We start from the raw sequence: 7,129 nt of genomic DNA, 5'->3' as shown, positions 1-7,129 counted from the left end.
ATAGCAATAACGAATACAGCTCTCGAATGTAGCAAGCACATACGTAACCCTCAATTGAAAAAAGCCTCTATCATCATATGATAGAGGCTCTTAAATTGGATACGGTGTTCTCAATTCAATTGACAGTCATCTAGATGCGCTAAGAACTCACTCATCACTCGATTGACCTGTTCAGGTTCTTCTACTGTCGCTGTATGTCCAGCTCCTTGAATAATCGCAAGTTTAGATCCTGCAATGGCAAAATGCATACGCTCAGCTTTTGGATAAGGTGTCGCCACATCTTCATCACCAACGATGATCAAGGTCGGCGTTATGATATCACCAAGCTGCTCATAAGTTCCTGTACGCTCAATAACACCCATTGTTGCCTTAATAACACCACCCTTACGATTTCCTTGTAACATCGTGATCCACTGTTTGCGCTCAGATTTCCTTAATTTATCTGCCAAAAAGCTACTACCAAACATAATCGGCATTATCTTGTTGCTCACGCGTTTGACACCCAACCAGCGAATGGCTTTGACAAGCTTACGATACTGCGGCACATTTTTAGGATCTTCAGGATCAGCAGACGTCTCTAAAAGAGTAAGTGATAGTAATAAATCAGGACGCTTAAGCGCGATTCTCTGTGCGACAAAACCGCCCATAGATAACCCAACAAAGTGACATTTATCAATATCAAGCGCTGCAAGCAGTCCTAGCGCATCTTCCGTAAGCATTTCCATATCATAGCCAGACTTGGTGACCTCCGATTGACCTTGTCCTCGAAAATCAAAAGCAATACAGCGATAGTCGCTTTGAAAATACTCGACTTGTTTGTCATACATCTGCGCATTCCACAGCAGACCATGTGCAAATACCATCACAGGCTTTTTTACATCATTTGGCGCACTGTCTTCATAATAAATATCCACATTATTAATTTTGATAGTTGGCATAATCACTTCCTTGTTTTATAGATAGAAGAGGCTCACATATCCCTAAATATTCAAGCAGCTTCATAAATAATCCCCTAACATGGGTTTTAGCATTTTAGCATAGCCTATTAAACTTCAATGTGTCTTGAGCGCCCACAAAACCCACTTTTATAATCATACCAAGCTGCTATAGTTAATGCAGTTTAAAAAATATGCAAAACAACCAAGTGCAGAGGTATATGTGATACTTCAAGCAAGACGCTGTCACTCTTTTCTAGAGAATTGACTATATAGTACTATGTCGTCGATAAGACACCTATAATAACTTATACAAGGATAGATACCATGACGCAGGTTTTTGTCGATTACCATGTCGACCAGCACATTGCCACCATTACCTTCAATGATCCAAAAAGCCTAAATGCTTTTGGCACACCATTAAAAAACGACGTACTAAAAGCACTTGATAATGCCGAAGCCGATGATCAGGTTCGCGTCATTATTTTACAAGGCGCAGGCGGTAATTTTTCCAGTGGCGGCGATATCAAAGAAATGCTGTCCCAAGGCATGGATAAAGACGTTATTTCAAACAAACTAAAAGGTATGGTCGAGGGCGCTGGAGAAGTCAGCTTAAAGTTACGCCACATTCATAAACCCATTATCGCTAAATTAGAAGGCGCGGTGGCTGGCGCAGGTATGAATTTGGCGCTCACTTGTGATTTCCGTATTGCGGCTGATAATGCTAAATTCGTACAGGCCTTTGTCAATATTGGATTGATTCCAGATGCAGGTGGTATCTATCTACTCAATCAGCTCATTGGTGCGGCCAAAACCACTGAACTAGTAATGTTGGGTGACAGGCTCAAAGCTGAAGATATGGCTCGTTTAGACTTAGTCAATAGTGTGGTCAGTGTCGATGAGCTAGACGCTAGTGTACAAGCATTGGCCATGCGATTGAGCCAGCTACCAGGTAAAGCGTTGGCATCTATGAAACACATGCTAAATAGACCTCTTGCAAAAGTAGTTGTAAGACACAACGTATATTATTGAACTCTACTTACTTAATAGATATGCCAAACATAGATAAGCTACTCAAACAAAGTGACGCTGGTTTTAAACGCTATACTGGCATTCATAAAGCCACCTTTTATGACATGCTTGATGCCATGCAAGAGCATGAAGCATCTAAGACCAAATCAGGCAGACCAAGTGTGCTTAGTCTTAAGGAGCAGATACTACTCGCCCTGACTTATTGGCGTGAATACCGCACGCTTTATCATATCAGTATGGACTTTGGTATTCATGAGTCTTCTGCTAGCCGTATCATTCGTAAAGTAGAAGACACACTGATTGACTCTGGCAAGTTTGAATTGCCTAAAAAGCTGCCTAGTCGTGTCGATGAGGACATCAATTGGTCAGTCGTCATTGTTGATGCCACCGAAACCCCTATTGAGCGTCCAAAAAAAACCAAAGCGACTACTACAGCGGCAAGAAAAAACAACACACCTTAAAAGCGCAGGTTATCGTCCATTGGCAAACCGGCTTGATACTCGATGTGCAAACCTGTAAAGGGTCAATCCACGATTTTAAGCTGTATAAAGATACTTGTCCTGATTGGTTACCTGAGAATACTAACTATCTAGCAGACAGTGGTTATCAGGGTATAGCAAATCTACATAAGCAAACTTTCACACCATTTAAGAAACCTCGTGGTGGTCAGTTATTGGAGATATGCAAACAGGCCAATCTCTATCTGGCAAAGTTCCGTATTGTGGTTGAACACAAAATAGGCTTAATAAAGTTGTTTAAAATCGTGGCTCATAAATATCGCAACCGTCGTCAGCGCTATGATCTTAGAATGAAGCTGTTTGCTGGTATCATTAATTCCGAGCTTAACCTATGACTTTTGCAAGAGGTCTAATGTACATGCTTTCACTGGCTTAAATGAAGCGCTAGATATGGAAGTGGAACAGCAGACCATGATGGCAAAGACCGATGATTTTACCGAAGGTGTCACGGCCTTTATAGAAAAGCGTAAGCCCGTTTATCAAGGTAAATAGACTTTCTTAAAGTTAAACCCAAAAACCCGACCACATTGAGTGATCGGGTTTTTAATATTTGGTGGAGATTGTGGAAACAAAAATATTCATATAAGTAACTGTTTTTATTAAATATATTATTTGTAACTGTCTGCAAATTCTACCTAGACAGCTAGGCGGTTCAATCGTTCACGACTTCGATTGACCGCTGTATGCAATGCGTTTTTGGGTGATTGTGACTATCGTATTGGTTCAACTGTCTTTAATTACCGTCTTTATTTGGTATCTTATAAGCATCACAACTAGGCTGATATCCATTGTCACAAGATTTGCTATACCACTCTTGTGATTTGATTTTATCTTGCTTCACACCTCTGCCCTCAAAGTACATTAAGCCTAGACTATTTTGAGCTAAAGCATCTCCTTGATTAGCAGCCTTTAAGTACCATTGAGCTGCTTTTACGTCATCCTTACTAACGCCAGCACCTTTTTCGTATATATCACCGATATTATTTTGAGCTCCAGCATCTCCTTGGTTCGCAGCTTTTAAATACCAAGCCATTGCCTGATCATAATCTTGACTAACACCTTTACCGTTATGATACATCCATCCAAGGTTATACTGTGCGTCAGCATATCCTTGATTCGCCGCTAATTGATATAATTCAGCCGCCTTCTGATAATCCTGACTTACGCCTTCGCCGTGAGCGTACATATACCCAAGGTTAAACTGTGCCTGAGCATGTCCTTGGTTGGCAGCCAGTTGGTACCACTCAACCGCCTTCTGATAATCCTGACGTACGCCTTCGCCATTGAAGTACATATACCCAAGTTCATACTGTGCGTAAGCATCTCCTTGGTTGGCAGCCAGTTGGTACCACTCAGCCGCTTTCTGGTAGTCTTGACTTACACCTACGCCACCGTAGAAGTACATGATGGCAAGTTCGAGTTGTGCGCTAGCATCTCCTTGGTTGGCTAGTCGTTGAGTATCATCAAAATCTGACGCCATTACTGATACAGATAGTAGTGCTGCGAATAAAGAAAGAGATAATTTACTTATCAATTTACTCATCAAAGAAGACTTGCGAAACGTCATATTACTTCTCAGTATATAATTTTCTATGAATTTTTTTATTATCTTAAGACAAAAGTTTGTAAATGAGAAGTGGCCTTGTCACATTGCCGTTTTGTCATAGACTATTAGGTTTTTTAGCGTCCACCGTTTGAATAATAACTTCGACTGGTTGCACGTGTGTACAACAAGCATGAGCCATGCGATTGAGCCAGCTACCAAGTAAAGCGTTAGCATCTATGAAACACATGCTGAATGTACATGCTTTCACTGGCCTAAATGAAGCGCTAGATATGGAAGTGGAACAGCAGACCATGATGGCAAAGACCGATGACTTTACCGAAGGTGTCACCGCTTTTATAGAAAAGCGTAAGCCCGTTTATCAAGGTAAATAGACTTTCTTAAAATTAGACAAAAAAAACCGACCACATTGAGTGATCGGTTTTTTAATATTTGGTGGAGATGGCGGGAGTTGAACCCGCGTCCGCCAGCATTACGCTCATGAATCTACATGTTTAGTTTCTGTCTTTAGTTTTAGTCCGCACCGATCCGACAGTCAGGATGGATTGGACGATTCTCTACTTTTGAACCCAAGCGATTGAGACAATCCCTTGTGGCGAACCTATATGCGGACGCTTCAACTGGGCTAACCAACTATAGGTAATCGGCAGCGCAGTAAGCAGGGTTTATGCTGCTAGAGCGTAATTTTCGTCGTTTGCGACTATAACAATATATGTTTAATTTACGAGAGGACATATACTCTCGACATGCATCATTGAGTTTCATTACCAGCGTCGAAGCCAGAACATCCCCAATAAGGTCAGTTATTATATAGTAGGTAGTGGGTAGGTTTCAACCTTTATAAACCCTGTATTACATTACGTTACAGCTCCATTATCTAGGCCAAGACGCCATTTAACCATTGACCGATAGCTTGAATCTGCGGCATACAGACCTGATGCGCCATTGGATAAGTATGATAAGCCACATTATAGCCCTTTTCTGATAGCAGCTGCTGTGCCTGCTCGCCTAACACAGCAGGAACCACCGGATCGTGAGTACCATGCTCAATCAAAATTGGCATGTCTTTATTAGCGGTACTATAATCAATATTATCATTGGTTGCCAAGTACGTAGAGAGTGTCATCAAGCCAGCCAAACGCTTTGGATAGCCAAGTGCCACATGATATGCCACTGCCCCGCCCTGCGAAAACCCTGCAATAACAATATGCTCAGGAGCCACGCCGCGCTCAACTTCACGAGCAATTAAATCATTGATTTGTTGAGCAGACTCTTCAATTTGAGCAACATCGATTTTACGCTCAAGGCTCATCTCCAAAATATCGTACCATGCTGGCATGACCATACCACCGTTTACCGTCACGGCACGCTTGGGTGCATGCGGAAAAACAAACCGTACTGCCATATCTTTAGACAATCCAAGTTGCGGTACCACAGGCTCAAAATCGTGACCACTCGCCCCTAAACCATGTAACCAAATAACAGCTCGGTCTACTGTCTTGTTAGCAGGATTGTGCTCAACGATAACAGCGTCTAAATAGTCAGTCATAACGTATCCTTAATATTGTTTGAATGTTCAACAAAACTTAATTGAAAATAAAATATTTTTGTAACAGTCACTGCTTTGTCATCATTTTTTAAAAATTATCAGTTAACTTAATATATGAATCAATGAACGCAATGTTGTACTTATTTTTTTGGCAATTTACCTTAAAAAACGCTAATATATCTGCCAAATTCTAACATCTTTTGACGGCGACGAGATTCTAAATCATTCAAACGCTGCAACCCTTTAATAAAGACAATATAGAGACTCTCATGACTGAGCATACATACACCCTAGAAGAACAACTGGCCATTATTGAGCGCGGCACGCAGGAAGTGTTATCAAAAGACGACTTGGTAGCCAAGCTTAAGCTGAATCGTCCATTGCGCATCAAGGCAGGATTTGATCCCACGGCGCCTGATTTGCATTTGGGTCATACTGTGCTGATTAATAAACTCAAGCATTTTCAGGACTTGGGTCATGAGATTTATTTCTTAATCGGTGATTATACGGCCAAGATTGGTGATCCTTCTGGCAAAAACAGCACGCGTCCGCCATTGACTGATGAGCAAATCAAAGCCAATGCCACGACCTATGCTGAGCAAGCATTCAAAATCTTGGATAAAGAAAAAACTCGCGTGGTCTTTAACTCTGAATGGTTCAATGACATGTCAGCGGCAGATATGATTCAGCTCGCCAGTCAGCAAACCGTTTCGCGTATGCTTGAGCGTGATGATTTCTCCAAGCGCTATGCCGCGCAAACCCCAATCTCTATCCATGAGTTTTTGTATCCGCTCGTACAAGGTTATGACTCTATCGCGCTAAAAGCTGATGTCGAGCTTGGCGGTACTGACCAAACCTTTAACCTATTGATGGGACGTACGCTACAAGGTCGTTATGGTCAAGAGTCACAAGTTTGTATCACCGTACCGATTTTAGAAGGATTGGACGGCGTTAATAAAATGTCTAAGTCTCTAAACAACTATGTGGCTATCTATGATGCACCAGGCACCATGTACCAAAAAATCTTATCTATGCCAGATACGTTAATCCGCCGCTACTTTGAGTTCTTAAGCTTTAAGCCAATGGATGAAGTCGAAGGTTTAATGGCAGAAATGGAAAACGGTCGCAATCCACAAGAAATCAAACGTACCTTAGCCGAAGAGCTCATCGAGCGTTTCCATGATGCTGATGCCGCTGCCAATGCACACAAATCAGCGGGTAATGTGTTGGCTGATGGTGAATTGCCAGTTGATTTACCAGAAGTAATGCTTGATTTAGAAGGTCAAGATGCATTATTTATCACTCAGATATTGAACCAAGCCAAGCTCGCTAAAAACAATTCAGCAGCCAAAGACATGGTCAAACGCGGCGCTGTCAAAGTCGATGGCGAAGTTGTTGATGGTGGCTTTAGTCTAACCTCAGGTCAGACGGTCGTGATTCAAGCTGGCAAGAAAGGCTATGCGAAAGTGACGGTGGGTTAAATTAAAATAACACATTTACAAACTTGAGCTATAAATAAAGATATAATATT

Annotated in this window: 7 protein-coding genes, 1 other RNA gene and 1 pseudogene; 5 read left to right on the top strand and 4 right to left on the bottom strand. The window is 41.7% G+C overall.

Going from position 1 to position 7,129, the window contains the following annotated elements:
- Window positions 1-110: 110 nt before the first annotated feature.
- Window positions 111-938 carry an alpha/beta fold hydrolase gene (locus ACT3SX_RS12800; protein WP_192520935.1) on the bottom strand — a complete coding sequence of 276 codons (828 nt, stop codon included), beginning with the start codon at window positions 936-938 and terminating at the stop codon, window positions 111-113.
- Window positions 939-1,262: 324 nt separating this feature from the next.
- On the opposite strand from ACT3SX_RS12800, the gene ACT3SX_RS12795 reads away from it, so the two are divergent.
- The 3 genes and pseudogenes from ACT3SX_RS12795 to ACT3SX_RS12785 form a co-directional block, all read left to right on the top strand.
- Entirely contained in the window at window positions 1,263-1,967 is a 705-nt protein-coding gene (locus tag ACT3SX_RS12795) for an enoyl-CoA hydratase/isomerase family protein (protein ID WP_192520933.1), read from the top strand.
- On the top strand, window positions 1,964-2,428 hold the full coding sequence (locus tag ACT3SX_RS12790; protein ID WP_442069583.1) for a helix-turn-helix domain-containing protein: 465 nt from the start codon (window positions 1,964-1,966) through the stop codon (window positions 2,426-2,428). Before ACT3SX_RS12795 ends, ACT3SX_RS12790 begins: the two co-directional genes overlap by 4 nt.
- Before the next feature lie 8 nt (window positions 2,429-2,436).
- Window positions 2,437-2,820: pseudogene (locus ACT3SX_RS12785) on the top strand (transposase family protein); the annotation flags it as partial.
- A gap of 398 nt (window positions 2,821-3,218) precedes the next feature.
- Here the strand turns inward: ACT3SX_RS12785 and ACT3SX_RS12780 are convergent.
- Window positions 3,219-4,052, bottom strand: a complete 834-nt coding sequence (locus ACT3SX_RS12780) for a tetratricopeptide repeat protein (protein ID WP_225739110.1) — start codon at window positions 4,050-4,052, stop codon at window positions 3,219-3,221.
- Window positions 4,053-4,228: 176 nt separating this feature from the next.
- Here ACT3SX_RS12780 and ACT3SX_RS12775 point away from each other — a divergent pair, with 176 nt between their 5' ends.
- Window positions 4,229-4,423 carry an enoyl-CoA hydratase-related protein gene (locus tag ACT3SX_RS12775; protein ID WP_225739109.1) on the top strand — a complete coding sequence of 65 codons (195 nt, stop codon included), beginning with the start codon at window positions 4,229-4,231 and terminating at the stop codon, window positions 4,421-4,423.
- 59 nt (window positions 4,424-4,482) lie between these two features.
- Here the strand turns inward: ACT3SX_RS12775 and ssrA are convergent.
- Window positions 4,483-4,841: a transfer-messenger RNA gene (gene ssrA, locus ACT3SX_RS12770) on the bottom strand.
- Window positions 4,842-4,926: 85 nt separating this feature from the next.
- Window positions 4,927-5,598 (bottom strand): alpha/beta hydrolase, encoded by a 672-nt coding sequence (locus tag ACT3SX_RS12765; RefSeq protein WP_192518800.1) that lies wholly within the window; start codon window positions 5,596-5,598, stop codon window positions 4,927-4,929.
- 269 nt (window positions 5,599-5,867) lie between these two features.
- Between ACT3SX_RS12765 and tyrS the strand changes: the two genes are divergently transcribed.
- Window positions 5,868-7,079, top strand: a complete 1,212-nt coding sequence (tyrS, locus tag ACT3SX_RS12760) for a tyrosine--tRNA ligase (protein ID WP_192992557.1) — start codon at window positions 5,868-5,870, stop codon at window positions 7,077-7,079.
- The last annotated feature ends 50 nt before the right edge of the window (window positions 7,080-7,129 follow it).

The organism is Psychrobacter sp. AOP31-B2-9, assembly GCF_052378005.1.
GTDB lineage: Bacteria > Pseudomonadota > Gammaproteobacteria > Pseudomonadales > Moraxellaceae > Psychrobacter.
This window is presented reverse-complemented; position numbering and strand designations above follow the sequence as displayed.

Bases quoted from the DNA above. Each gene is read 5' to 3' on its own strand.
- ACT3SX_RS12800 (WP_192520935.1), bottom strand. From the start codon at position 938: ATGCCAACTATCAAAATTAATAATGTGGATATTTATTATGAAGACAGT.
- ACT3SX_RS12795 (WP_192520933.1), top strand. From the start codon at position 1,263: ATGACGCAGGTTTTTGTCGATTACCATGTCGACCAGCACATTGCCACC.
- ACT3SX_RS12780 (WP_225739110.1), bottom strand. From the start codon at position 4,052: ATGACGTTTCGCAAGTCTTCTTTGATGAGTAAATTGATAAGTAAATTA.
- ACT3SX_RS12775 (WP_225739109.1), top strand. From the start codon at position 4,229: ATGCGATTGAGCCAGCTACCAAGTAAAGCGTTAGCATCTATGAAACAC.
- ACT3SX_RS12765 (WP_192518800.1), bottom strand. From the start codon at position 5,598: ATGACTGACTATTTAGACGCTGTTATCGTTGAGCACAATCCTGCTAAC.
- tyrS (WP_192992557.1), top strand. From the start codon at position 5,868: ATGACTGAGCATACATACACCCTAGAAGAACAACTGGCCATTATTGAG.